The 24,100-nt window shown below is 66.8% G+C and carries 21 protein-coding genes and 2 pseudogenes; 12 read left to right on the top strand and 11 right to left on the bottom strand.

Features of this window, described 5'->3' with window-relative positions:
• Together ASF98_RS13530 and ASF98_RS24180 are read left to right on the top strand one after the other, a co-directional pair.
• Nucleotides 1-645 (top strand): annotated as a pseudogene (locus tag ASF98_RS13530) (DUF222 domain-containing protein); the annotation flags it as partial.
• A 1-nt stretch (nt 646) separates the two neighbouring features.
• Nucleotides 647-937 (top strand): annotated as a pseudogene (locus ASF98_RS24180) (HNH endonuclease signature motif containing protein); the annotation flags it as partial.
• A 156-nt stretch (nt 938-1,093) separates the two neighbouring features.
• Here the strand turns inward: ASF98_RS24180 and ASF98_RS13525 are convergent.
• Entirely contained in the window at nt 1,094-2,428 is a 1,335-nt protein-coding gene (locus tag ASF98_RS13525) for an FAD-binding oxidoreductase (RefSeq protein WP_055802634.1), read from the bottom strand.
• Between the two features lie 190 nt (nt 2,429-2,618).
• Between ASF98_RS13525 and ASF98_RS13520 the strand changes: the two genes are divergently transcribed.
• The 4 genes from ASF98_RS13520 to ASF98_RS13505 are packed head-to-tail and all read left to right on the top strand — an operon-like array spanning nt 2,619 to nt 5,776.
• Complete coding sequence (locus ASF98_RS13520; protein ID WP_055802632.1) at nt 2,619-3,029, top strand: TOBE domain-containing protein; 411 nt, start codon at nt 2,619-2,621, stop codon at nt 3,027-3,029.
• Entirely contained in the window at nt 3,026-3,841 is an 816-nt protein-coding gene (gene modA, locus ASF98_RS13515; RefSeq protein ID WP_055802630.1) for a molybdate ABC transporter substrate-binding protein, read from the top strand. The genes ASF98_RS13520 and modA overlap by 4 nt, the downstream gene beginning before the upstream one ends.
• A gap of 7 nt (nt 3,842-3,848) precedes the next feature.
• Nucleotides 3,849-4,703: an ABC transporter permease gene (locus tag ASF98_RS13510; protein ID WP_055802628.1), complete on the top strand. Its 855-nt coding sequence runs from the start codon at nt 3,849-3,851 to the stop codon at nt 4,701-4,703.
• Nucleotides 4,700-5,776, top strand: a complete 1,077-nt coding sequence (locus tag ASF98_RS13505) for a sulfate/molybdate ABC transporter ATP-binding protein (RefSeq protein WP_055802626.1) — start codon at nt 4,700-4,702, stop codon at nt 5,774-5,776. The genes ASF98_RS13510 and ASF98_RS13505 overlap by 4 nt, the downstream gene beginning before the upstream one ends.
• 29 nt (nt 5,777-5,805) lie before the next feature.
• Here ASF98_RS13505 and ASF98_RS13500 read toward each other — a convergent pair whose 3' ends face one another.
• Nucleotides 5,806-6,318, bottom strand: coding sequence for a carboxymuconolactone decarboxylase family protein (locus tag ASF98_RS13500; protein ID WP_055802643.1), 513 nt, complete (start codon nt 6,316-6,318; stop codon nt 5,806-5,808).
• 324 nt (nt 6,319-6,642) lie between these two features.
• On the opposite strand from ASF98_RS13500, the gene ASF98_RS13495 reads away from it, so the two are divergent.
• The gene (locus ASF98_RS13495) at nt 6,643-7,431 is read left to right on the top strand and encodes a S1 family peptidase (RefSeq protein WP_235505918.1); all 789 of its coding nucleotides are present in this window, start codon (nt 6,643-6,645) and stop codon (nt 7,429-7,431) included.
• Nucleotides 7,432-7,652: 221 nt separating this feature from the next.
• Entirely contained in the window at nt 7,653-10,319 is a 2,667-nt protein-coding gene (gene clpB, locus ASF98_RS13490) for an ATP-dependent chaperone ClpB (RefSeq protein ID WP_055802622.1), read from the top strand.
• Nucleotides 10,320-10,366: 47 nt separating this feature from the next.
• Here clpB and ASF98_RS13485 read toward each other — a convergent pair whose 3' ends face one another.
• The gene (locus ASF98_RS13485) at nt 10,367-11,092 is read right to left on the bottom strand and encodes a septum formation family protein (RefSeq protein ID WP_156372406.1); all 726 of its coding nucleotides are present in this window, start codon (nt 11,090-11,092) and stop codon (nt 10,367-10,369) included.
• A 293-nt stretch (nt 11,093-11,385) separates the two neighbouring features.
• Between ASF98_RS13485 and ASF98_RS13480 the strand changes: the two genes are divergently transcribed.
• The gene (locus tag ASF98_RS13480; protein WP_055802618.1) at nt 11,386-11,619 is read left to right on the top strand and encodes a DUF3073 domain-containing protein; all 234 of its coding nucleotides are present in this window, start codon (nt 11,386-11,388) and stop codon (nt 11,617-11,619) included.
• 132 nt (nt 11,620-11,751) lie between these two features.
• Here the strand turns inward: ASF98_RS13480 and ASF98_RS13475 are convergent, their stop codons facing one another.
• Nucleotides 11,752-12,591, bottom strand: coding sequence for an alpha/beta fold hydrolase (locus ASF98_RS13475; RefSeq protein WP_082506841.1), 840 nt, complete (start codon nt 12,589-12,591; stop codon nt 11,752-11,754).
• Between the two features lie 171 nt (nt 12,592-12,762).
• Between ASF98_RS13475 and ASF98_RS13470 the strand changes: the two genes are divergently transcribed.
• Nucleotides 12,763-13,605 carry a VOC family protein gene (locus ASF98_RS13470; RefSeq protein WP_055802617.1) on the top strand — a complete coding sequence of 281 codons (843 nt, stop codon included), beginning with the start codon at nt 12,763-12,765 and terminating at the stop codon, nt 13,603-13,605.
• Between the two features lie 80 nt (nt 13,606-13,685).
• Here the strand turns inward: ASF98_RS13470 and purM are convergent, their stop codons facing one another.
• From purM to uraD, 5 genes are read right to left on the bottom strand one after another with little or no spacing between them, the layout of a single operon-like run.
• Nucleotides 13,686-14,840 carry a phosphoribosylformylglycinamidine cyclo-ligase gene (gene purM / locus ASF98_RS13465; RefSeq protein WP_055802615.1) on the bottom strand — a complete coding sequence of 385 codons (1,155 nt, stop codon included), beginning with the start codon at nt 14,838-14,840 and terminating at the stop codon, nt 13,686-13,688.
• Complete coding sequence (gene purF, locus ASF98_RS13460) at nt 14,837-16,489, bottom strand: amidophosphoribosyltransferase (protein ID WP_055802612.1); 1,653 nt, start codon at nt 16,487-16,489, stop codon at nt 14,837-14,839. Before purF ends, purM begins: the two co-directional genes overlap by 4 nt.
• 47 nt (nt 16,490-16,536) lie before the next feature.
• On the bottom strand, nt 16,537-16,887 hold the full coding sequence (locus ASF98_RS13455) for a hypothetical protein (protein WP_055802611.1): 351 nt from the start codon (nt 16,885-16,887) through the stop codon (nt 16,537-16,539).
• Nucleotides 16,888-16,938: 51 nt separating this feature from the next.
• A complete protein-coding gene (gene uraH / locus ASF98_RS13450; protein ID WP_055802608.1) occupies nt 16,939-17,280 on the bottom strand; it encodes a hydroxyisourate hydrolase in 342 nt (113 codons plus the stop codon).
• The gene (gene uraD / locus ASF98_RS13445) at nt 17,277-17,774 is read right to left on the bottom strand and encodes a 2-oxo-4-hydroxy-4-carboxy-5-ureidoimidazoline decarboxylase (RefSeq protein ID WP_055802606.1); all 498 of its coding nucleotides are present in this window, start codon (nt 17,772-17,774) and stop codon (nt 17,277-17,279) included. The genes uraH and uraD overlap by 4 nt, the downstream gene beginning before the upstream one ends.
• A gap of 282 nt (nt 17,775-18,056) precedes the next feature.
• Between uraD and ASF98_RS13440 the strand changes: the two genes are divergently transcribed.
• On the top strand, nt 18,057-19,322 hold the full coding sequence (locus ASF98_RS13440) for a GAF domain-containing sensor histidine kinase (protein WP_055802604.1): 1,266 nt from the start codon (nt 18,057-18,059) through the stop codon (nt 19,320-19,322).
• 73 nt (nt 19,323-19,395) lie between these two features.
• On the top strand, nt 19,396-21,852 hold the full coding sequence (gene opgC / locus ASF98_RS13435) for an OpgC domain-containing protein (protein WP_326950093.1): 2,457 nt from the start codon (nt 19,396-19,398) through the stop codon (nt 21,850-21,852).
• A gap of 95 nt (nt 21,853-21,947) precedes the next feature.
• Here opgC and ASF98_RS13430 read toward each other — a convergent pair whose 3' ends face one another.
• Both ASF98_RS13430 and ASF98_RS13425 read right to left on the bottom strand, forming a co-directional pair.
• Nucleotides 21,948-22,766: an IclR family transcriptional regulator gene (locus ASF98_RS13430; RefSeq protein WP_055802602.1), complete on the bottom strand. Its 819-nt coding sequence runs from the start codon at nt 22,764-22,766 to the stop codon at nt 21,948-21,950.
• 77 nt (nt 22,767-22,843) lie between these two features.
• A complete protein-coding gene (locus ASF98_RS13425; protein WP_055802600.1) occupies nt 22,844-24,100 on the bottom strand; it encodes an aminopeptidase P family protein in 1,257 nt (418 codons plus the stop codon).

Raw genomic sequence — 24,100 nt, 5'->3', positions numbered from 1 at the left:
CGCCCGGCAGTGGACGGACGCGATCGACCAGGACGGGTCCGAACCCACCGAAGCCGAACTCCGGCACCGCCAGGGCGTGTTCCTCCGCCAGCCCCGCCGCGGACTCCAGCGGATGGAAATCCTGGCCACCACGGAGCAATCCGGACACCTTCTCACGGCGATGAATACGGCCGCCAACCCCCGCACCCAACCAGGCGCCGGCGCCGACAGCGGCGCAGAGCAGGACTTGGAACCGGAACTGGACCAGCGGACCCGTCCGCAGCAGCTCCTGGACGGCCTCGTCGGCGCCTGCAAAGCAGCCCTGACCACCGGGGCGCTCCCGGCTGCGGGCGGGCTCCGCCCGCAGGTCATGGTGACCATCGACTACCGCGACCTGCTCGACAAACTCGAACAGGGCATCCCGGGCACGGGCTCCTTCACGTTCACCGGCCCCGTCACCGCCGCCACCGCCCGCAAGATCGCCTGCGACGCGGACATCATCCCCGTCCTGCTCGGCAGCCCGGGCAGGATCCTGGACATCGGCCGCACCACCCGGGTGTTCCCGCCGCACATCCGCAAAGCCCTCACCGCCCGCGACCAGGGCTGCGCGTTCCCGGGCTGCACCATCCCCGCACCCTGGTGCGAAGCCCACCACATCACCTACTGNCGTCAGCTTCGTGTGCCGCACCGAATCCGCCCTGCCCCGGGAACAGTTGTTTGACCCCGCACATCCGCAAAGCCCTCACCGCCCGCGACCAGGGCTGCGCGTTCCCGGGCTGCACCATCCCCGCACCCTGGTGCGAAGCCCACCACATCACCTACTGGTCACGCGGCGGAACCACCAGCACGGACAACGGCGCCCTGCTCTGCAGCCATCACCACCACCTGATCCACAAGGAACAGTGGCAGATCCACGTCAAAACCGGGGTGCCCTGGTTCATCCCGCCACCCCACATCGNCCCTGCTCTGCAGCCATCACCACCACCTGATCCACAAGGAACAGTGGCAGATCCACGTCAAAACCGGGGTGCCCTGGTTCATCCCGCCACCCCACATCGACCCACGACAGGTCCCGCGAAGAAAAAACTACTTCAGATGCTGAAAATTGCACGCCCTACTCCGGGGCGGGCGGGATGTTCTGGTTGCCGCGGAATACGTTGTCCGGATCGAATTCCCGTTTCACCCGGGACATCCTGTCGAAGTTCTCATCCCCGAATGCGGCGCGGACCCGGGCCTGGCCTTCGTCGCCGATGAAGTTCAACCACACCCCGCCGGTGGCATAGGGCGCAATATCGTGGCGGAAATCCTTCACCCATGCCTTGGCTTCGTCACCCTCCTGTGGAGTCTCGCCCAGGCCGAACGGGTGGCTGACCCAGCTCGCGTTGCGGTTCAGCAGCGGCGTGGCCGCCGCGGCCGGTCCGCCCACCGCGCCTCCCCAGTGTGCAATTAGCTGCTGGGAGTGCTGGCCGGGCAGCTTGCGCGCCGAATCGATAACGATGTCCAGGGCGTCGTCGGAAAGTTCGTTGTGGTAGTCGGCGCTCCAGTAGTTGTACAGGCCTGGAGGGTCATCCAGGGAGCATTGGAAGTCGGCGTAATTGGTGTCCTCCACCAGATCCACCGCCGGGTTGAGCGCGCGGTAAGGCCTGGCCCGCTCAGCGCCTTCACCGGCATCGCCGGCGTAGATGTACACCACGCCAAGGGCCATCTTTCCCACCATCTCCGGTGGCATGAACGGCTCGGGCGGAGCGGTGAAATAGAGCAGGGTTGCGCATTCCTCGTTGGGCGCGGCGAGGGCAAGCTCCCGGTATCCGCGGCTGACTTCGGTGGCAGCCTCCCCGGGCCAGATCATCAGGCCGGCGTGTACTTTCGGACCGAGTTCGTGCAGTCCGAACGTGAAGGATGTGGCCACGCCGAAGTTTCCGCCCCCGCCGTGCAGGGCCCAGAACAGTTCGGGGTTCTCGCTGGCGCTGGCAGTCACCAGTTCGCCGGCGGCGGTGACCAGGTCCACCGAGATCAGATGGTCGCAGGCAAAGCCGAAGGCCCGTTCCAGCCAGCCGGAGCCGCCGCCCAGCGTGAAGCCGGCCAGCCCTGTGGTGGAAACACGCCCTCCGGTCAGGGCGAGGCCGTATTCCTGCGTAGCCCGGTCAAACTCGCCGCAGGTGAGGCCGGCGCCGGCCGTGACGGTGCGGTTCTCCGGATCCACACTGACCGATTTCATGGGACGCACGTCCACCACCAGGCCGCCGTCGTTCATCGACATCCCGGCCACGGAGTGCCCGCCTGCGCGGACAGCCACGGCCAGCTCGTTGTCGCGTGCATGCTTCAACGCCTCGGCCACCTCGCCAGGGGTTCCGCATTGGGCGATCACGGCCGGGCGACGGTCGATCATCGCGTTGAAGAGTTTCCGGGATTCGTCGTAGTCCGGACTGTCAGGCCTGATCCATTTCATGGCAACGCTCCTTGGCGCCGGCGGCTCCGCCCCCACGAAAAATCGTACTGCCGCCGCTGGCTGCGGGGCTATGGTTCACGCCAGCCAATGCCTTCGGCAAGGATCGTCGGCTTGAGAGACAAAACCCCTGGCGTCAGTATCTGCGGGCAAATACGGACTCATTATCCGCAAATGAGGTTATTCTGAACAGATGCCAACCATTCGAATCGCAGAAGCGGCAAGGTTCCTGGGCGTCAGCGACGACACCGTCCGCCGATGGACCGAGAACGGGAGCCTCACCCCGGTGAAGGACGACTCGGGCCGCCTGGCCGTTGACGGGTTCGAGCTTGCCACCCTGGCCCGCGACCAGGCGCAGCTTCCGGAGGATCCCACCCGGGTGGGCAGTTCGGCCCGCAACCGGTTCGTTGGCCTGGTCACCGGAATCACGGCGGACAAGGTCATGGCCCAGGTCGAACTGCAGTGCGGGCCGTTCCGGGTGGTGTCGCTGATGAGCAGCGAAGCTGTCAGGGAGCTGGGCCTGGAGCTCGGGTCCGTTGCCACGGCCGTCGTCAAGGCCACCACCGTGATCATTGAAACGCCGCAGGGAAAGAGCATCGTGTGAAGTCCTGGAATCCGCGCATCACCGCGCTGGCGGCAGCAGCCGCGCTCCTCACCGCCGGACTGGCGGCCTGCGGTCCGCCAGCGTCAACGTCGACCGGCCCTGCGGGCGCAGGGTCCTCGGCGGCGGCCGGGCAACCCTCGGGGACAGTCACCGTTTTTGCCGCTGCCTCGCTTAAGGCCACGTTCAGCAAGCTCGCCAGTGACTTTGAAGCGAAGAACCCCGGCAGCAAGGTGACGCTCAGCTTCGCCGGTTCCTCGGACCTGGCCACGCAGATCTCCCAAGGTGCGCCCGCAGACGTGTTTGCTTCGGCGGACACCAGGAACATGGCCAAGCTTGCCGACGCCGGACTCCTCGAGGGGGCGGAAACGAACTTCGCCACGAACGTCCTGCAGATCGCCGTCCCACCCTCCAATCCGGCGTCGATCGCGGCCTTCGCCGACCTCGCCAGGCCGGGAGTCAAGGTGGTTGTCTGCGCCAGTCAGGTCCCGTGCGGGGCAGCATCGGACACCGTGGAAAAGGCGGCCGGCGTAACCCTGTCTCCAGTCAGCGAGGAATCATCAGTCACGGACGTGCTGGGCAAGGTGGCCTCCGGTGAGGCCGACGCCGGCCTGGTGTACGTCACGGACGTGAAGGGCGCTGGCGACAAGGTCAAGGGCATCCCCTTCCCGGAAGCCGGCAAGGCCGTCAATACGTATCCCATCGCCACAGTAGGCTCGAGCAGGAACAAGGAACTTGCCGCCGCCTTCATCGCCCTGGTGACCGGTGCCGAAGGCAGGAAGACCCTCGCCGGCGCAGGTTTCGGAGCACCGTAAGGAGAGCATGGATCTGGGACGGGGAAGCGGGTACCACGGAGTCCCGCGCTGGGTCTACGCCATCGCCGCGGCGGGCGGGGTGTTCGTGCTCCTGCCGCTGGCGGCCATGGCCGCCCGCGTCAATTGGCCGCAGTTCATACCGCTGGTCACGTCGGAATCCTCCCTGACGGCTCTTGGCCTCAGCCTGCGGACCTCGGCGGCGAGCACTGCGCTGTGCATTATTTTTGGCGTCCCGCTGGCCCTTGTCCTGGCACGTTCGAGCTTCCCCGGCCAGCGCCTGTTGCGCGCCTTTGTGCTGCTGCCGCTGGTGCTGCCGCCGGTGGTAGGCGGCATCGCCCTCCTGTACACCTTCGGCCGCCAAGGCCTGCTGGGCCGGAGCCTTGAGGCTGCCGGGATCCAGATTGCCTTTTCGACGACGGCGGTGGTGCTTGCCCAGACCTTCGTGGCGCTGCCGTTCCTGGTGGTCAGCCTGGAAGGCGCGCTTCGCACCGCCGGCGGTCGGTACGAGGCAGTGGCCGCCACCCTCGGCGCCCGGCCCACCACCGTCCTGCGGCGTGTTACCGTGCCGCTGGTGCTGCCCGGCCTGGCGTCCGGGGCCGTGCTGTCCTTCGCGCGGAGCCTGGGCGAATTCGGTGCCACGCTCACCTTCGCCGGGAGCCTGCAGGGGGTGACCCGGACCTTGCCGCTGGAAATCTACCTGCAGCGGGAAACGGACGCCGATGCCGCCGTCGCGCTTTCCCTTGTCCTGGTGGCCGTGGCCGTGACGGTGGTGGGACTGACGTATCGGCGCCCCGGACAAAAGGACCAGCGCAGTGTCCCGGCGGGCGGCACAGCAAGCGGACGAATGGACGGCGCCCGGTGAGCTTTCGCATGCAGGCAACCGTGCGCGCCCGTGGGTTCGACGTCGGCCTGAGCCTCGCGCCGGGCGAAACAGTCGCGGTCATGGGCCCCAACGGCGCCGGCAAATCCACCCTCCTCAGCGTCGTCGCCGGACTGCTGCGGCCCGATTCCGGCCGGTCCGTCATCGACGGAAAAGTGCTGTTCGACCTCGACGGCGGCGCCAGCGTTTGGACCGCACCGCACCACCGCCGCACGGCACTCCTCGCGCAGGAGCCGCTGCTGTTCCCGCACCTCAGCGCCCTGGAAAACGTGGCCTTCGGACCCCGCAGCGCCGGAACGGCCAGGAAGGCGGCCCGGGAGTCAGCCCGTGAATGGCTGGCCGCGGTGGATGCAGGGGACCTCGAAGCCCGGCGGCCAGCGGAACTCTCCGGCGGACAGGCCCAGCGCGTGGCGGTGGCCCGGGCCCTTGCGGCCAACCCTGAAGTGCTCCTGCTGGACGAGCCCATGGCGGCATTGGACATCCACGCGGCGCCTCTGCTCCGGAGGCTGCTGAAGAAAGTCCTGGCCGGGCGGCGCGCCATCATCATCACACACGACGTCCTTGACGCCCTGATGCTGGCCGACCGGGTGATCATCCTCGAAGGGGGCAAAATTGCCGAGGAAGGGCCCACCAGGCAAGTCCTGCAGCGGCCCCGAAGCCGGTTTGCCGCCGGGTTGGCGGGACTGAACCTCATTCCCGGAACCATCACCGCCACCGGCATCCGGACAACAGAGGGTCTCGAAGTGGCCGGCCACCAGGACGAGGACCTCCTCCCGGTTGGATCAGGCGAGCCAAACATGGCCGGGCAGCCCGGCGTGGCTGCCTTCCCGCCGTCGGCCGTCTCCGTCTTCCTGAGCGACGCGCACGGCAGTCCCCGGAACTCATTCCCCGTCACAGTCACGGACTTGGAACAACACGGCGACCAGATCCGGGTCCGGGCAGGCGGGATGTCCGCGGACATCACACCGGCTGCCTCGGCGGACTTGGGGCTGGCGCCGGGAATGACCGTCCACTTCGTGATCAAGGCGGCCGCGGTGGCCGTCTACCCGGCCTAGCATCAGCCTCTTGGGTCAGCCCTGCCCGGTCAGCCCTGCGCGGCGGGCTCCTCCTTGGTTTCAGGCCGCACGGGGTGCTGGCTGGTGATGGATACGCGGTTGAAGGCGTTCATCGTAATCACCAGCCAGCTCACCGCTGAGTATTCGGCCGCGTTCAGGTGCTGCCGGGCGTAGGCGTCCTCCCGTTCACGGGTGTGGGCATCGGGCAGGGTGGTGATGGACTCCGCCAGCGCCAGGGCCGCGCGCTCCTGCTCCGTGAACAGCGCAGTGTCCCGCCACGCGGCCAGCACCGCAAGCCGCTGGGTGGTTTCACCCTTTTTGAGGGCATCGGCAACGTGCATGTTCAGGCAGTAGGCGCAGCCGTTGATCTGCGAGATGCGGACGTTCAGCAGTTCGGTCAGGGCCCTGCTGATGCCGGCTTCATCGGCAGCCTCGCGTGCTTTCAGGCCGAGCCCGTTCAGCGCGCGCCAGACGGCCGGGCTCTCCTTGTCGATGAAGATGTGCTGGGCGGTGGGGGTGCCGGCGTCCTGGGTGTGCTCCATGGTTCCCACAATACCCACCGCGGTATGACTGTCTTTGTCATCTTCGTGACATGCCGGAAAATGCATTGTAGTGTCGTCATCGGACCGCCTGCCCGCCTCGCGGCGGGCGGCGGTCCACCAGAGAAGTCTCTGTGTGGAAGGTGCACTGCGATGCGCCTGCCACGCCAGCCGGAGGGCGGTTCCTTGGGGGAGCCGCCCTCCTGCGTGTCCGGGCTGGCTGTTGCGTGAGGGCTAACTTCTCCGGGGCCTGAGTCCTACCATATGAAAATGCGTTGCCGCCTGAAGGCCCGGGTTCTCCGCGCTTTGCGTGTGACGGCTGCCGCTGTGCTTCTCATATCCCTGACGTCGCCGCCAGCCTCGGGTGCGCGGGCCTCGGGTGCGCTTACGTCGCTGCCGGCTTCCGGTGTGCTCCCGGCGTCGGGAGCGCCGGACCCGGGCCCCGCCGGACCCTCGCGTGGCGGGACGGACATTGCCGGCGGCGAGACGGTTTCCATCGACGAGGCACCCTTCGCGGTACAGATCGCCTACGACACCGCCGGCACCAGGGTGGCTTGCACGGGCAGCCAGATTTCAGCCAGCTGGGTGATTACGGCCAGGCACTGCGACTCAGCGAGCCTCCGTTCCGTTCGACTCGACACGCCGTACCTCGGTGCCGGGGGTTTGGTCCGGACAATCGCAGCCCGCTACCCGTCGCCAGTGGGCGACGTACTGCTGCTCAAGCTCTCCACCCCGCACCCCGGAATCTATGCCGGCATGTCCCGGACCTTCCCGGCGGCGGGATCGCCTGCGCGCGTATTCGGCTGGGGTGACGAGACTGAGGGCGCCGGCGCCATGTCCGTCCAGGTCAAGGCTGCCGGCGTGGAGGTGTCGGGGCAGGGTTCGGACGCTTTTGGCGGCTTGTCCGTGCGGACGCAGTCGCGGACAGGGCATCCGCTGGCGGGGGACTCCGGCGGACCCCTCATCGTCGGCGGAAAACTGGTGGGCGTGCTGTCGACGTCGAGCGTCCTGCCTGGCGGCCTTCCGTCCAGTTTCACCGGCTTCTACAACGACCACGCTGCCGTCTCCCGGCATCTGGGCTGGATTACGCTCGTCACCGGCGTCGGCGCCGACTAGCCGCCGGCCATCCGGTGGCATAGCGTCGGGGGCGCCGTGTCCGGGGGCGCTTTGGCCACGCCGGGGGCGCTGCCGGGGGCGCAGCGTCCGGGGGCGGGGGCCGATCGCCCCTAGACAGCCATTTCGCCGTCGGCAAACATGGACCTTGAGGCCACGTCCGGCAAAGTTGAGTCATGTACACTCAACTTTAAGAGTTGATCTATCCCCGAAAGGAGCTCTCTTTGGACGCCAAGTTCACCACCAAGAGCCAGGAGGCTCTTTCGGCAGCAGCCATGAACGCCTCCACGGCAGGAAATCCCCAGGTTGAGCCGGCCCACCTGCTCAAGGCGCTGATGGACCAGCGCGAGGGCGTCGCCGTCGCGCTCCTCCGCGCCACCGGCGCCGATCCGGATGCCGTCAGCGTCCAGGCAAGTACCGCCATCAAAGCATTGCCGGCGTCGTCCGGCACCTCGGTGCAGCAGGCCCAGCTGTCCCGCACCGCCCTGCAGGCCATCAAGAACGCCCAGAACGAGGCCGACAAACTGGGGGACACCTTCGTTTCCACCGAGCACCTGCTGCTGGGGCTCTCCGCCGGCAGTGACGCCGTCGGGAAGCTAATGCGCGACGCCGGTGCCTCCCACGAGGCCCTGCTCGCCGCCCTGCCGGGTGTCCGGGGGGACCGCAAGGTCACCAACGCGGACCCTGAGAACACTTTCCAGGCGCTGGAGAAGTTCGGCACGGACCTCACCGCGATCGCCCGCTCCGGAAAGCTGGACCCGGTGATTGGCCGTGACGCCGAGATCCGCCGCATCATCCAGGTGCTGAGCCGCCGCACCAAGAACAACCCGGTGATCATCGGGGAGCCGGGCGTCGGCAAGACCGCCGTCGTCGAAGGACTGGCCCAGCGGATCGTGGCCAACGACGTGCCGGAAAGCCTGCGCGGCAAGACGCTGATTGCCCTGGATCTCGCCTCGATGGTGGCCGGGGCCAAGTACCGCGGCGAGTTCGAGGAGCGGCTGAAGGCCGTCCTGGAGGAGATCAAGAGCTCCGAGGGGCAGATCGTCACCTTCATCGACGAACTCCACACCGTGGTGGGTGCAGGCGCCTCCGGGGACAGTTCCATGGACGCAGGCAACATGCTCAAGCCCATGCTGGCCCGCGGTGAGCTGCGCCTGATCGGCGCCACCACGCTGGACGAATACCGCGAGAACATCGAGAAGGACCCCGCCCTGGAGCGCCGCTTCCAGCAGGTGTTTGTGGGCGAGCCGAGCGTGGACGACACCATCGGCATCCTCCGCGGCCTGAAGGAACGCTACGAAGCCCATCACAAGGTGTCCATCGCGGACTCCGCCCTGGTTGCGGCGGCGACGCTCTCCAACCGCTACATTTCGGGCCGTCAGCTGCCGGACAAGGCGATCGACCTCGTGGATGAGGCGGCGTCCCGGCTGCGCATGGAGATTGATTCAGCACCGGAGGAGATCGACCAGCTGCGGCGCCAGGTGGACCGGCTGACCATGGAGGAACTGGCCCTCGCCAACGAGAAGGATGCCGCGTCCGTGGAACGCCTGGCCGCGCTGCGGGCGGACATGGCGGACAAAAAGGAAGCACTGTCCGCGCTGAACGCCCGCTGGGAAGCGGAAAAGGCCGGCCTCAACCACGTCGGTGACCTCAAGGCCCGGATCGACGAGCTGCGCTCGGCTGCGGAGAAGTACCAGCGTGAAGGAGACCTCGCGGCGGCCTCCCGCATCCTTTACGGCGAACTTCCCGCACTGGAGCGCGAGCTGTCCGCCGCGGCCGAGGCTGAGTCAGCCCGGGTGGCAGGCGGCGGTGCGAAGCAGGAGCTCATGGTGGCCGATGAAGTCACGGCGGGTGACATTGCCGAGGTGATTTCCGCCTGGACCGGCATTCCGGCCGGGCGCATGCTGCAGGGCGAGAGCCAGAAGCTGCTGCACATGGAGGAGGAGCTCGGCAGGCGGCTGATCGGCCAGAAGAAGGCCGTCACCGCGGTGTCGGACGCCGTTCGCCGTGCGCGCGCCGGCATCAGCGACCCCAACCGGCCCACCGGTTCGTTCCTGTTCCTGGGTCCCACCGGCGTAGGCAAGACCGAGCTGGCGAAGGCCCTGGCGGACTTCCTGTTCGATGACGAACGCGCCATGGTGCGGATCGACATGTCCGAGTACGGCGAGAAGCACTCCGTGGCACGGTTGGTCGGCGCCCCTCCCGGCTACGTGGGCTACGAGGAAGGCGGCCAGCTGACTGAAGCCGTCCGCCGTCGTCCGTACTCCGTGGTGCTGCTGGACGAAGTGGAGAAGGCCCACCCCGAGGTGTTCGACATCCTCCTGCAGGTGCTCGACGACGGCCGCCTCACCGACGGCCAGGGCCGCACCGTGGACTTCCGCAACGTGATCCTGGTGCTGACCTCCAACCTGGGCAGCCAGTTCCTGGTGGACCAGACCCTGGATGCCAACGCCAAGCGCAGTGCCGTGATGGCCACCGTGCACGCGTCCTTCAAACCCGAATTCCTGAACCGGCTGGACGAAGTGGTGCTGTTTGACGCGCTGGACGTCGAGGAGCTGGCCCGGATCGTGGAACTCCAGGTGGCCGAACTCGGCAAGCGGCTGCGTGACCGCCGCCTTGAGCTGGAAGTCACCGAGGGTGCCCGCGCCTGGCTGGCCATGACGGGCTTCGATCCCGCTTACGGCGCCCGGCCGCTGCGCCGGCTGGTGCAGCGCGAAATCGGCGACAGGCTGGCCAAGGCCATCCTCGCCGGCGACATCGCCGACGGGGACACTGTGCTGGTGGACACCGCGGCCGACGTCGACGAGCTCACCATCGCGAGCCTGGAGCGCCAGGACCGCGACGGCGGTGCCCTCGCTGGCAGCGGGCTGTCCGTGCGGCGGAAGGGCTAGGGGAGCGTTAGGGCGGGCCGGCTGGCTGACTGGCTGCGGGGGTGGTCCTAGGGGATGAGGGATTCCATGATGATGTTGCCCTTGTCCGCGGTGACATAGCAGTCCACCCGCCGGTCGCCCTGCTCCCAGCTGGTGTCGCTCGGGTATGCGTTGCGCTGCATGAGGACGTAGTTGGCCACGGCGTCGGTGAGTCCGGCGTCCTGGCAGATCTCGCGGCCCTTCTCGCGCAATGCGGTAATGCCAGGGTAGGAGTCCGATTCCGGGAAACGGTATACGGCAACCAGCTGCGCCGAGTGGCCGGTGGTACACGCCACCACCCGTGACTCCGTGGCTTCCGGATCGAAGTTCTCGAAGCAGTCGCCCAACTGGTAGTCCAGCGCGCTCACGCCATCCTGCGGAAGCTCGCCACGGGTCGGCTGCGCGGACGGTGATGTTGACTCCGACACAGCCGGGGCAGGGGGCTGGTTGGCGGCTTGCTCATTGCCGCTCGCGATCAGGGTGGCCAGCCACCACGTGAACAGGCCCAGCAGCACCAGTCCGGCCACCACGAAGCCGACCTTGAACAGGGTTTGCCGTGGCTCGCCCGCTTTAGGGGCCGGTTTGTCGTCCGTGACGTCTGTGTTGTCTGGGTCGTCTGTGTCGGCGACTGCGGGCGGCAGGACGGGGAGGCTGCTGGTTGGCGGCCGGGAAGGCGGCGGGGGAACGACCGGTGGCATTCCGGCGCGCGGGGATGTCTCTTGGTTCCCTGTGTCCGTTCCGTTCTGGTCATTCACGTGAAGATTCACCCTTCCCGGCGTCGCAATCCCTGGCTTTTTCCTTGGATGAGGGCAGCCGATGGGCCGCCCGGCTGGAGTCGCCCCAAACGACTCTACCGAAGAAAATCTGCGGACCGGAGACGGTCCGGACCTGCGTAAACGTGGCGAGTGTTCTCCAGGGGCCCGTTCCGGGGCGCAGTTACCGCTGAAAGCATGTAATCTAGGTGTACGACAAATTGACCAAACATTCCGGGGCCTCACTAACGCCAATGGTGACCACCTCCGGTCCGAGTACAAAAGGGGGTCACGCCATGGGGCGCGGCCGTCAAAAGGCAAAAGCTACCAAGCAGGCTCGGGATATTAAGTACTATTCCCCGAACACCGACTACTCTGCGCTTCAGCGTGAGCTCAAGAGCACTGAGGGTCGTGCACCGAGCCGTTTCTCGAGTGAGCCGGTCGAACCGGATTATTCGGCTTATGTGGATAAGTACGCGGATGATTTGGAAGAAGACGACGACGAGGTTGACACCCGTCGAATCGGTTAGTTGTCGCCCACTGAACCTGCCGTAAGGCACTCAGTGGCGTGCCGCTGTCGTACCATTCACCACAGTGATCCGTACGGCTCTTCGGCTCTTCTTTTCCAGCACCCCGGGTGCTGACCTCAGATATTGGGCCCGTCAGGCCACGCCGGTTTCCGGTGTGCCCTGACGGGCCTTTCTGTGGTCACCCGGGACGTCACCCGGGAGCGTTCTCGCCCGCCGTATCGGCATCAGTGTCCGGGGCGAGCCGGTGGCGGCCAGGAAGGCAAGGATGAGGCGGTTGAGGGCTTCCGGCTGTTCCAGGGGAAGCCCGTGCGAGGCCGCCGGAATCACCGCCAATTGGCCATTCGGCAGGGCCTCGTACAGGGAAACCGTGTGCGGCAGGGTGACGAGATCGTCGTCGCCCACCACGACGAGCACCGGCATGCTGATCCGGGCGATGTCGGCCGTCGTCAGAGTGGGCTCCGAAGCGAACATCCGGAAACTCTTGTTCATGACGGCTTCCAGATGCTCAGGCCCGTCCGGGGACCGCGCCATATAGGCTGTGCCAAGTTCCTGCGTCACGTCGGACCCGGGGTCCATCTCGACGGGGACGGTGCCCTCGAAGTTGTAGTTTGCGCCCACCACCACGAGTTTCCGGACCAGGTCCGGGCGGCGAAGGGCAACCAGCAGTGCAATGATGCCGCCGTCGCTCCACCCGACAAGGTGGGCCGGCCCGCCCACCACGTTCTCAAGCACGCCGATCGTCTCGTCCGCCATGTCCGCGTAATGGAAGTCTGCCTCCGTGTCCGCGGTATAGCCGTGACCGCGCCGGTCGAAGGCCAGGACGCGGAAGCCATCCGACAGCCCCGGACCTATGCTGTTGAGTAGATCGTCGCTGTTGCCCAGGCCGCCGTGGAGCAGCAGGAGCGGCTCCCCGTTGCCCCCGCGGTCCTCCACCCAGGTGGGGTGCCCGTTAATGTCCACGCGGCTGGCCATGGCTCACTCCGTTCCGGCGGTCCTTCGGCGGCGGTGAACCGTCGTTGCCGCCATTGTCCTCCGCCGGGCCGCTTGTTGTCAGTGCCGGAGCCCCGTACTAGGTTGATCGTGGGCTGTCCCGCTGCCGGGCCGGCGCGGTTTCGAATATTAGGGTCGAAGGGAAATGATTTTATGACCGGTCGCACCACCTTCAACGCGGGCGAGATCTGCTGGACGGACCTGCAGACCAAGGATGTGGAGGCCGCAAAGGCTTTCTATGCCGCCGTGTTCGGCTGGCGCTATGAGGACTTGCCCACTCCGGACGGGCGAAGCTACTCCAGGGCCTTTTTGGGCGACGACCTCATCACGGTCATTGCGCCCCAGAACCCCCAGCAGGAGTCCTCCGGCACGGCCGCGCAGTGGAACATCTACTTTGCTGTCGCTGATGCCGGAGCCATCGTGGAGGAAACGCCGCACGCGGGCGGCGCGGTGGAGTTCGGCCCCGAGGAGGTGGAGGACACCGGCGTCATGGTGTTCCTGGCGCCACCCGGCGGCGGCACCACCGGCGTGTGGCAGCCGGGAACGCATACCGGCACCGCAAGGTACAACGAGTCCGGGGCCCTTGCCTGGGCGGAACTGCTGACTCCCGAACCGCAGGCCGCCATCGCCTTCTTCCAGCAGCTGTTCGGGCACGAGGTCACCGAATACCCGCAGGACGACGGCGGAACGTACACCACGCTGATGGTGGACGGGGCGGAGGTGGCCGGGATCGCGCCGCTGCCGCTGGAGGACGAGGAAGATGACGAGGGGGCGGCCACGGGAGCCGACACGGAATCCGACACGGAAGACGTACTTCAGGCTGGCTGGCAGGTCTACTTCGGCGTCGACAGCATCACGGAGGCGGTGGCCGCTGCGGTGGCCGCTGGCGCCGTCGTCCTGGTCGAACCGGAAGGTGACGGCGACGACGAGGACGCCGGCAGGGTCGCCACGCTGAGCGACCCGCAGGGCGGAATATTCAGCCTGCTGGAGGTTTAAACAGATCGAGTGCTCCGCAACCGCCGTTATGGACCTGCTAAACGGCGGTTGCGGAGCACTCGATGAGAGTTTAGGAACCCTTAGGCGTAGGCGTTCACCAGTCGGACTGCGCCGCCGTCAACACCCTTGGCGCCCTGCACGTAGTCCGGGCCGGTCTTCACGATGGAGTCCGAGTTCTCTTCGACGGTGCCCATGATCCAGGACGGCAGGCCGCGGTCGTTGAGGCGGTTCACGGCGGCGTCTGCAGCCTCGGGGGAGACGATTGCCACCATGCCCACGCCCAGGTTCAGGGTGCGCTCGAGGTCCGCCAGCGGGACGTTGCCCAGTTCCGAGACCAGCTTGAAGATGGCGGGAAGTTCCCACGTGGCGCGGTCCACCGTGGCGATGAGGCCCTGCGGGAGGACGCGGGCCAGGTTGGCTGCGAGGCCGCCGCCGGTGACATGGCTGAAGCCGTGGACAGCCTTGCCGGCCGCGGATCCGTTCACGGGGAACGTGCGGGCCAGGTCCAGGCAGTCGGCTGCGTAGACGCGGGTGGGTTCGAGCAGTTCCTCGCCCAGCGTGCGTCCGAGTTCGGAGACCTGGCGGTCCAGCGCCCAGCCGGCGTGGTTGATGACGCGGCGGACCAGGGAGTAGCCGTTGGAGTGCAGTCCTGAAGAGGCCATGCCGATCACAACGTCGCCCGCGCGGACGCGGTCCGGGCCCAGCAGATCGGAGGCTTCAACAACACCGGTGGCGGCACCGGCGACGTCGTACTCGTGCTCACCCAGCAGGCCAGGGTGCTCCGCGGTTTCGCCACCCACCAGGGCAGTGCCGGCCACGGAGCAGGCTGCTGCGATGCCGCGGACGATGTCCGCAATGCGCTCGGGGACAACCTTGCCGCAGGCGATGTAGTCGGTCATGTAAAGCGGCTCGGCACCCACCACCACGATGTCGTCCACCACCATGCCCACGAGGTCGAAGCCGATGGTGTCATGGATGTCCATGGCCTGGGCGATAGCCACCTTGGTGCCCACACCGTCCGTGGACGTGGCGAGCAGCGGCCGCTTGTAGGTGAGGAGCTTCGAAACGTCGTAGAGGCCGGCAAAGCCGCCCACTCCGCCGATCACCGAGGAATTGTGGGTTGCCTTGACGGCGTCCTTCATCAGTTCAACAGCGCGGTCTCCCGCTTCGACGTCAACACCGGCGGAGGCGTACGTGATGCCGGCGTTCTGGGCGGAGGAAGATGCGGAAGTCATACGGACTCTTTCTTGTCAGCGGTCAGACGATCGGCGTCGGTCAGCAGGTTCTCGAACTCGGCATCCGGTCCCGGGTCGCAGCCCGTGGCGCCGGGTTTGCCGGCCGGATCCTCGTCGGAATCCACGGCTACGGCGGTGGATTCCGGGGCGCTGGCGGCCGATCCCGCGGCAGGAAGGCCGCCGAGGTCCGTGCGCTCCAGCAGGTTCTTGCCGAGCTTGTCCGCGCCGGGCAGCTCGATGGGGTACTTGCCGGTGAAGCAGGCGGTGCAGAGACGCTCGCGCGGCTGACGCGTAGCGTCGATCATGCCGTCTTCGGAAATGTAGGCCAGCGAGTCGGCGCCGATGGCCTGGGAGATTTCCTCGATGGTGGCGCCGTTGGCGATCAGCTCAGCGCGGGACGCGAAGTCGATGCCGTAGAAGCAGGGCCACTGCACGGGCGGGGAGGAGATTTTCACATGCACCGAGGCGGCACCGGCTTCGCGGAGCATCCGGACGATGGCTCGCTGGGTGTTGCCGCGGACGATCGAGTCATCCACAACAACAACACGCTTGCCGCGGATCACGGACTCGAGGGCGTTGAGCTTGAGCCGGATGCCCAGCTGGCGCAGCGTCTGCGAGGGCTGGATGAACGTGCGGCCCACATAGGAGTTCTTGACGAAACCGTGCGCGAAGGGAATGCCGGATTCCTCGGCGTAGCCCACGGCAGCCGGGGTGCCGGACTCCGGGACCGGGATGACGATGTCCGCCTCCTGGGTGTTTTCGCGGGCCAGCTGGCGGCCCATCTCCACGCGGGATTCGTAGACGGAGCGTCCCGCGATGGCGGCGTCCGGACGGGCGAGGTACACGTACTCGAAAACGCAACCCGCCGGCGTCGGCTCCGCAAAGCGCTGGGACCGCACGCCGTCCTCGTCGATGGCGATGAATTCGCCGGGTTCGATTTCGCGGATGAAGCTCGCGCCCACAGTCGCCAGGGCCGACTGTTCGGAGGCGACAACCCAGCCGCGCTCCAGCCGGCCGAGGACCAGCGGGCGGATGCCGTAGGTGTCCCGCGCCGCATAGAGGGTGCCTTCGTCCATAAAGACGAAGCAGAAGCCGCCCTTGATCTTGGGCAGCAGCTCAATGGCTGTCTGTTCGAGGGACTTGCCCTCTTCGCCCTCCAGCAGGGCCGTGACCAGGGCGGTGTCCGAGGTGTTGCCCTGCTTCATTTCGCCGCTCAGCTGGCCGCCGGTGCGGTCGTTGATCATGGCGTTGAGCTCGGCAGTGTTGGTGAGGTTGCCGTTGTGGGCCAGTGCCACGGTGCCCGTGGCGGTAGCGCCAAGCGTGGGCTGGGCATTGGCCCAGTGGCTGGCGCCGGTAGTGGAATAGCGGCAGTGGCCGACGGCCAGGTGCCCGGTCAGGGTGTTCAGCGTGGTCTCGTCGAAGACCTGGGATACGAGGCCCATGTCCTTGTAGACGTTAATCCGCTTGCCGTCGCTGGTTGCTATGCCAGCCGACTCCTGACCGCGGTGCTGCAATGCATACAGCCCGTAATAGGTGAGTTTTGCTACTTCTTCACCTGGTGCCCAGACCCCGAAGACGCCACAAGCGTCCTGAGGGCCTTTTTCGCCAGGGAGAAGATCATGAGAAAGTTTTCCATCGCCGCGTGCCACTGGTCGATTATCTCACGTGATGGGGTAGGACTTTCCCGGCCGCCCGATTATGACTGACGGCCAGCCTGGGTGCCGCTGTCCCCGCCGTCGTCCGGTTCGCTGCCGGCGTCGGTCTCCGGGACGGCTTCGACGACGGCGTGTTCGGCGCGGCGGACGCTGAGCCGGTCCAGCAGGAGGGCAACAATGGCGCCCAGAATCACGCCGCCGGCGCCGAAAAGGACCATAAAGAAACCGAAGACGGAGCTGGGTTCGTAGCTCGGGTCCCCGGGCAGCGCAAACGCGATGACTGCCGCAACGATGATGCCCACGAGTCCGCCGAGTATGAGGAACGGCACGTATTTGGGTGCCCGGCGCACGGTGATTTCGCGCCGTTCGGCGGGGGTGTCTTCAGAAGCCATGCCATCTAGCCTACTGCCCGGGGTTGAATGGGTCGGCCGCCCCGGCGTCGTCTAGCTGCCGCGGTACGTCGAGTAGGCGAACGGGCTCAGGAGCAGCGGCACGTGGTAGTGCTCGCCGGCGTCGGACACGGTGAACACCAGATCCACCTCCGGGAAGAACGTGGCCGTGCCCAGGTCCTCGTAGTAGGCGCCCGTGGCAAAGTTCAGCCGGTACGTCCCGGCCGGCAGGAGCTCCGGACCAAGGTCCTTCGCCCTGCCGTCGGCATCCGTGGTGCCCGAAGCAACGAGGTTCCAGCCCCCGCCGTCGCGCGCGTAAAGTACGACGGCGACGCCGGCAGCCGGGCGCCCGGCCCCGGTGTCCAGGATGTGGGTGGTCACCTGTGAAACGGTCATTCGCTGATCACTCCTTCGAGCCGGAGCAGGGCGATTTCGCGCAGCTGCTGGGCCACTATGGCGTCTTCTTCTTCGGCAGTGTGGTTGAGGCGCTCGTGCAGTGCCGCCAGGATTTCCGGAGCGGTCCGCCCGGCCGCGCGGATCAGGAACACCCTGCCGAACTTTTCCTCGTAGGCACGGTTGCCTTCGGCGAGTGCCGTGGTGATTTCCCGGTCCGCGGGATCCACGCCTGCCTGCTCCGAGCGGGACATGGAGGCCTCCGTGGTGGAAGCCGTGGGCCGTTCCCCGATCCGCGGGTGGTGGGCCATGGCGGCTTCCACCTCGTCCGGCGTAAACGGGTCGGCGGCGTTGCGGGCGAAGTCCAGCAGGGCCTCGCTGCTGGCGAACGGGCGTGCGTCCGCGATCTGGTCCACCCAGCGCCGGACGTCGATGCAGGGGCGAAGTGCCGCGGTGACTTCCGCGCGGTCCGCCCCGTTGAATACTGCAAGCTGCATGCTTGTTCATCCCTCGTGCAAATGCTGGCATCCATGGCGTCGGCTATGCGGACAAGGGGCTGCCCCGATGCAAAAGCCGCCGCGGGCCGTTTCTCGCCGCAGCATCACTTATGCATTCCGCATCATGGAACTGTTATTTCAGCATGCGTAATAGTCAACCCGAAATTTGCGCTTGGTGTCAAGAGACTACAGCACCCCGGTTGGCGGCATTCCGCTCCGATAGACTCCTGCTGGGGGGACTGCGGCGCTTGGCCAGCTGTCCTGAATGTGGGAAGGACTCCAGTGGCTCAAGCAGATGGGCACAGCCTTGTTAGCGCTGACCTTGAACGGCGCTCCGTGCTGGGCGAATACGGACTATTGCCGCGGGATCCGGCCTCCGCCGAGGACGACATCGCCAGCGCCAGCGCCACCGCCGCGCGGGCCCTGAACTTCCTGGTGGACCTTGCTGCGAAGCTTTGCGGCGTCCCCTTTAGCGTCGTCAACATTATCGCTCCCGGGCAGCAGGTCCAGCTTGCGGCCGCGGGCCTGGAACCCGGACTGTGCGCACGGGAGGATTCGATGTGCGCCATGGTTTTCCAGCACGGCGGCACCACCGTGGTGCCCGACGCTTCCGCCGATCCGAGATTTGCGGATAGCCCGTTTGTGACCGGCGAAATTGCGAATGTCCGGTTCTACGCCTCGTCGCCGCTGCAGACCAGTTCCGGCTTCGCACTGGGCTCCCTGTGCGTTTTCTCCGACGCGCCGGCCACCATCTCCGAAGAGCAGACCGCCATGCTGGACGTCCTCGCGGCACAGGTGGTGGAAGTGCTGGAACTGCAGCACCGCACGCTGCAGCTCCAACATGCCCTAGAGGAACTCGGGCGCAGCAACCGCAAACTGGCGGAGTTCGCCGGACGAGTAAGCCATGACCTTCGCATCCCTCTCACCACAATCCTTGGCTACGTGGAACTGAGTGAAGACGACGACGACATCCGCCCGGACAGCCCGGCGGCAGGCTATCTGCAGCGCATCGGTGGCAGCGGGCGGCGGATGCTCGCCCTGCTGGACGACGTCCTCAGCTACTCCCAGGTGGGCGGAATGCTGCGTCCCCGGCCGGTTTCCCTGCAAAGGGCAGTGGCCGAGGCAGTGAGTGACCTTGGCGACGGATTCGGCGCCGGCGCCTCGCTGGAATGCGAGGATGCTGAAGTGGTGGCTGATCCGGCGCAACTCAGGACGCTGCTGCAGAACCTCCTGGGCAATGCATCCAACTACCGCCGCCCCGGTCAGAGCCTCAAGGTCCGGGTTGATGCCGTGGCCGATGACCGCGGCGTCGTCGTGCGTGTGGCGGACAACGGCAAAGGTGTCGGAGCCGCCGACCGCGAACGGGTCCTTGAACCGCTGGTCCGGCTGCATCGCCCCGGCGACGCCCCGGGTTCGGGCCTGGGGCTCGCCACCTGCGTGCGGATCGTCCATTCACACGGCGGAGAACTCTCCCTCGCGGAAACGCCCGGCGGCGGGACGACTGTTTCGGCGCTCTTCCCGAAAGGCGGCCGGGATCAGTCCGCTTAAAGCCTTCCTCAGGGCCTCCCTTCTGTTGCTCGCACTGGTGCTCCTTCTGCCCGCGGGTGCCGCGCATGCTGCCGTGGCAGCGCCAGCCGGAAGTTCAGCGCAAGCCGGAAGTACAGCGCCAGCTGGCGTCCCGGCGTCGAACACTGCCGCGGGGGAGGACCTCGGGGCCGCGCCCGGAAAGCCCCTCCTTGGTGCGGTGCTGGAATGGGGCGAGGACGATGCCGCCGGTTTCGCTGCGCGGCTGCAGGCCACTCCTGCGGTCCTCGGGCACGATGCTTCCTTTCCCATCAAAGCCGCGGAAAAGGCCTACCTGCGGGAGTTCCTGGCCCAAAGTGCATCCTCCGGCGCCCACGCCCTGCTGACCGTGAACCCCACGGTGTCCCTGACGGACGTCAACGCGGCCGCCGCCGGTGACTTTGCCGGGCAGCTCGAGGAACTCGCGCAGGGTTTCCCCGGAAAGCTGCTGATCCGTTTCGCCCCGGACATGAACTCCAGCTGGGTGTCCTGGGGCCAGCAGCCGGGGGCCTACGTTCCGGCGTACCGGGCCGTGGCCCAGGCGTTCGCAGCCGAATCCAACGTGGTCATGGTGTGGCAGCCCTTCCAGGGGCGGGACTATCCGTTCACCAGGAACCGCAGCGCCCCGGCGCCCGGCACCGCCGGGTTCGCCGTTCTGGACACGAATTCCGACGGCGTCTGGAACGGCTCGGATGCACCCTACGCGCCGTACTACCCGGGCGACGACGTCGTTGACTGGGCCGGCCTGACGGCACTCCATGACGACACCGGCGGGGGAGCCGCCGTCAATACGCTGTCAAAGGACGGGGAGCTTGCGGCCCTGTTGGATGGGACGGCCCAGGGGGCCGCGTCCGCCGGGGATGCGCCGGCCGACGCCGGCGATTCCGACTTCTACGAGTCCTACGCCGTGCAGCGGGAAAAGCCGCTGCTGCTTCAGACTGCCGCTTACTACAGCCCGTCGGCGGGCGGCCCCTCGGAAAACGACATCAAGACCGGCTGGTGGAAACAGGTGCTGGGCGACGCCGGGCAGGGGAAACTGGACCGGATTGCCGCCGTCGTCTGGGACGAAAAAACGGACGTGGGGGACGCCGGCAACACCATCATTGACTGGCGCCTGACGCGGAATGCGGACGTGGCGGCGGCCGCCCGCGCAGCCGTCAAGGAGTCCACGCTCACCACCGGGCCGGTCACCGCCACCGTGCAGGGGCTGGGCGGGTCATCAGGCAACACGCTGGCCGGTGTTCCTGCGGCGATCATGGCGGCCACACTGCTGGCGGCCGCGGTCCTGCTGTGGCTGGTGCCGGTCCGCCTGCGCACGGCCGCGAACTGGGCGTACTCGGACAAGTCATCGAGGGATGCCCGGGTGGACCTGATGCGCGGCGTGGCCATCCTGTTCGTGGTGGTGAACCACGTGGGGATGACCTCGTTCTTCCAGCTGCTGACGCAGGAAACCATCGGCTTTGTGTCCGGTGCAGAGCTGTTCGTGCTGCTCTCCGGGCTGGTGCTGGGCATGGTCTACGGGCCCAAGGCCCAGGACAACATCGGTCTGGTGGCGGAAAAGACCGGCCGGCGGGCGGGCAAGATGTACATCACGGCGCTGGCGGTGGTGGTCCTGGTGTTCCTGCTCAGCCTCATCCCGGCCTTCAACTCCGAGGTGCTCACCACGTTCACGGACCAGGGGACCGGCGGCGCCGGCAGGTCGGGAGCGGGCAGGACCTATGACCTCTACACCGGCATGCAGGGCCTTCTCCAGTTTCCCGTGTCCGGGGCTGTCATCCCGGCAGTGCTGCTCCTGCAGTTCGGCCCGTGGCAGTTCAACGTGATGGGGCTCTATGTGATCATGCTGCTGGTCAGCCCGCTGATCCTGCTGGCGCTGGCCCGCGGCAAGGTGCTCTGGGTTCTGCTGGGCACCACCGCCATGTACGTTGCCGGGACGGTGTTCCGCTTCCGGCTCCTGCCGTCACAGTTCGAGGATTCCTTCCCGCTGCTGGTGTGGCAGGTCCTGTTTGTGCTGGGGCTGGTGGGCGGCTACCACCGTCGGAAGATTGTGGCCTGGCTGTCCGGCCATCGCTGGGTGGTGGGTGTCTGCGCGGCCATCACGGTGGCCTTCGCACTGATGTCGTGGGGCAACCCGTACCTGGCCAACGAGTTCGACGTCCGGCTCGCCCTGACGTCGGATGCAGGCTACCGTGCCGTGTACGACCAGTTCTTCGGGCGGACCTACCTCGAGCCCGGGCGGCTCCTCAACGTGCTCACCCTGCTGGTGACGGCCTACGCGCTCCTCACGGCTTACTGGAAGCCGATTGAACGCGCTGTTGGCTGGCTGCTGATCCCGCTGGGGCAGGCCACCCTGTACGTCTTCATCATGCACGTGGTGCTCATCGCGGTGGTAGCGAACATTCCGGCCCTGCAGCAGGGGAACATCTGGCTGAACACCGCCGCCTATGCCCTGATCGTGGCGCTGCTCTGGGTGATGGTCCGGACCAGGTTCCTGTTCCGCATCATCCCCACCTGACGCTCTCTCACTTTCCGTCGCTTTATCCGGGACGCTCTGTCACTCGGGAGAGAGCGTCGGGGAGAAACCCGCAGGAAGTGAGAGAGCGTCCGGGGTCAGGGTGCGGGCGCGGCGCCGCCGAGTCGGGCTGTGACCCGGTCCGCGGCAGCCTTGCAGGACTCGCCGAGGCGCTGCAGTGTGTCCGGGGAAACCCGGAAGCGGGGCGCCGGGATGAGGACCGCCGCCACGATGTCGCCGCGGTGGTCGAAGACGGGGGCGGCCAGGCCCACCTCATCCAGTGATGACTCGCCGTAGTTGGTGGCCCAGCCGCGCCGGGCGACGTCGCCCAGCCGGATCAGGTACGCCTCGAGGCTGGTTTCGTCCAGGCCCGGATGGGTTATCTCGCCGCTGCGGAGCAATACCCGCACGCGCTCGGCCGGCTCGGCGGCAAGGAAGACCTGCACGGAAGCGCTGAGTGCGTCCTTGTACCGTGCACCCAACGGGGTGGTGTGCTTGATCTGGTGGTGGCTGGCGATCTGCTCCACGCACATCGACTCGGACCCGTTCCACACCATGAGCGCGCTCGTTTCGCCGGTCTGCTCCGTGAGTTCGCGCAGGACGGGGTAGGCCACGCGGCGCTCTTCGAGTTCGGCCAGCAGCGGTCCGGCGACGGCGATCAGGCCCAGGCCCAGGCGGAACCTGCGGGTCTCCGGATCGCGTTCCACCAGGTGTTCCTGTTCGAACGTGGCCAGAATGCGGGAGACGGTGCTTTTGTGCAGGCCGACGCGGTTTGCTATCTCGGTGACGCCGAGCAGCGGCTCGTCAGCGGTAAAACTCCGCAGCACGGCGATGGCGTTGACGATGACCGACGTGCCCTTGGTGTCGCCGTTGGTGCTGGTTTCAGGAGTTTCTTCAGAGGTCATGGTGTCCACCATCATTCCGTATGAGAGCCCGAAAGCGGCGCCACGGATGACGTGGCGCCGCTTTCGGGCGGTGGCAAATGCGGCAGGTGCTATGCCCCGATGATGTTGTATTCCGGACCGAACGGGAACTTGGTGATGTTCTCCGCGCCGTCTTCGCCGACCACCAGGATGTCGTGCTCGCGGTAGCCGCCGGCGCCCGGCTGGCCGTCCAGGACGGTGATCATCGGCTCCATGGAAACCACCATGCCCGGTTCCAGCACGGTGTCGATGTCCTCGCGGAGCTCCAGACCTGCTTCGCGGCCGTAGTAGTGGCTGAGGACTCCGAAGGAGTGCCCGTAGCCGAAGGTGCGGTTGGCCAGGAGGCCGTAGCCGACGTAGATCTCGTTCAGTTCAGCGGCGATGTCCTTGCAGACGGCACCGGGCTTGATGAGTTCGAGGCCGCGCTTGTGGACTTCCACGTTGATGTTCCACAGTTCCAGCGAGCGGGCATCCGGTTCGCCGTAGAACAGGGTGCGCTCCAGCGCCGTGTAGTAGCCCGAGGTCATCGGGAAGCAGTTCAGCGACAGGATGTCGTGATCCTGGATCTTGCGGGTGGTGGCCCAGTTGTGCGCGCCGTCGGTGTTGATGCCGGACTGGAACCAGACCCAGGTGTCGCGGATTTCCGAATCCGGGAAGGTCCGGGCAATCTCGTGGACCATGGCTTCGGTGCCGATCAGGGCGACCTCGTACTCGGTGATGCCGGCCGTGATGGCGTTGCGGATGGCCTCGCCGCCGAGGTCTCCGATGCGTGCACCGTGCTTGATGACCTCGATCTCCTCTGCGGACTTGATCATCCGCTGGCGCATCGCAGCCTGGGCAACGTCCACCAGTGTGGCCGATGCGAAGGCTGCCTGGATCTTGTTGCGGTTATCCAGCGGCAGCGAGTCGTCCTCGACGCCGAGGCGGCGGGGGTTGATGCCGCGGGTGCGCAGCACTTCCTGGATGGCGAAGATGTAGTTGTCCCGGCGCCAGTCCGTGTAGACGATGTTGTCGCCGAAGCTGCGGCGCCACGGCATGCCGGCGTCGATGTTGGCGGTGACGGTGACGGTGTCGTCCTTGGTGACAACCATGGCGTAGGAGCGGCCGAAGGTGGTGAAAAGGAAGTCGGAGTAGTACTTGATGGAGTGGTAGCTGGTCAGGACAACGGCGTCCAGATCCTTTTCCACCATGATGCGGCGCAGACCGGCGATGCGACGCTCGAACTCAGTGTCGGAGAAGGTGAGCTTGACCTTGTCGCCGTTCTTGAGGACCTTGAGTCGCTCCAGTTCGGCGACGGACGTTGCGTTCTCGGATGTTGTGGTGGTCAT

The organism is Arthrobacter sp. Leaf337, from assembly GCF_001423745.1.
Lineage (GTDB): Bacteria > Actinomycetota > Actinomycetes > Actinomycetales > Micrococcaceae > Arthrobacter.
The sequence above is the reverse complement of the archived record's forward strand: the minus strand, read 5'-3'. Positions and strand labels throughout refer to the sequence as shown.